1 pseudogene is annotated in these 1,545 nt (G+C 75.5%); it reads right to left on the bottom strand.

Annotated features, from left to right (window positions below):
• Positions 1-1,545: pseudogene (locus ACY45C_RS08000) on the bottom strand (sacsin N-terminal ATP-binding-like domain-containing protein); the annotation flags it as partial.

Here is a 1,545-nt window from a genome sequence, read left to right as displayed (position 1 = left end):
CCTGCCGGGCCTCGCCGGGGCCCGCCGAGACGATCTCGCAGGTGCCCGCCTCGGCGGCGAGGCGCACGCCGAGGACGTGGGCCACCTCGGCCGCCCGGTCCAGCGGGAGACGCAGCCCGAAGCGGTCCGCGCCGAGCAGCCCCAGCATGTCCGGTGCGTCCACCACCACGACGTCGGCGCAGGACCGGACGCCGTCCGGGGTGCGGACGGTCAGCGGCGGGTCGAACCGCCCGTCGTGGGCGGAACCGTCCGGCGCCGTCAGGACCCGGGCCACCGCGTCGACCGCGGCGATGTACAGCGTGCGAGCCGCGGGCCACGGTACGTCCCGGTCGGCGTCGCCCAGCCGGTCGAGCAGGTCCATCACCGCGCCCAGGTCGCCGAGGACGTCCTCCAGCGTCAGCCGGCAGCCGAGGTGGCGCAGGAACTCGTCGTCGACCCCCGGGAGCGGTGCCGCCGGCGCGAACAGCCCGGTGAGCAGGGGGTCCGCGTCGGGTAGGACGAGCTCGCCCGGAGGCAGAACCCTGCCGTCCCGGTGCGCCGGGTGTTCCGCGGAGTGGGGCGCCCGGCCGTCGCCACCGACGGGCAGCACCGCGTGTCGCGCCAGCCACCAGCGCGTATAGGACGGCTCGGGGGCGAACACGACGTCCCGCAACGGTGGTCGGGCGAGCTCGGCGAGCGCCTCGGGCCAGGCGGCCCGGTCGACGAGTTCGAGGTCGCGTACCGCCGCGAACACCCCGATCATGGCGGGTGCCGGTGGCCCGCCGGGAGGCGGCCGACGCAGGTTCGCCGAGCCGCCCGGCGCACCGTGGTCGTCCGCCGTGACGTCGTCAACCCAGGTGTCGCTGTCGTCGAGGTCGAGCAGGATCTGCTCGTCGGGATCCAACGGCAGGTCGTGGGCGTGCAACACCCCGAAGGTATGCAGCACACCGACCTTCGCCAGCACCTCGGCGGGCCAGGCCCGCGCGACCTCGGCGCTCAGGGTGCCGAAGGGTGCGTCCTCGGCGAGCACCCGATCCAGGGGGCCTCCCTGGATCAGCAGCTCGCCGGCCGGGGTGAAGCCACCGTCGCCGTCCGGCAGCAGCAGCTCGTCGAGCCAGCTCAGGTCGGCCGTGGACTCCTCGCTCGCGTCCCGGGCCAGCGCCAGCACCGCGTTCGCCAGGGCGGTGAGATCATTGGGATCGTCCTCCGGATCGGCGTCCAGGACCGCCTCGCGTACCGCCGCATCCCGTAGGACACCCGCCGGAGTGCCCTCAAGCGCGCCGAGGGTGCGCAGGGCATCCCGCGCCGCGTCCTGGGCGCAGGCGTCGGGATGTACGACCCGCAGCGGCAGCCCCGATCGGGCCAGCGCGACGATGTCGAGGTCGGCGGTGGGCAGCAGGGTCCCACGCGGACCGGTGACCATCCGCGTCCGCAAGGCGCTGGACCCGGCTGCGCCGCTCGGCTCGGTGCCCTCCCAGGGCGCGGGAACCTCCGCGACCGGTACTGGAAGCGCGCCGAGCGCGTCCCGGTCCGGCGCCCCGACCAGGAGCGGATAGAGACGTCCCC

Source organism: Frankia sp. CcWB2 (assembly GCF_977927585.1).
Note: the sequence above shows the minus strand (reverse complement) of the source record. Positions and strands in the feature narration are given on the sequence as shown.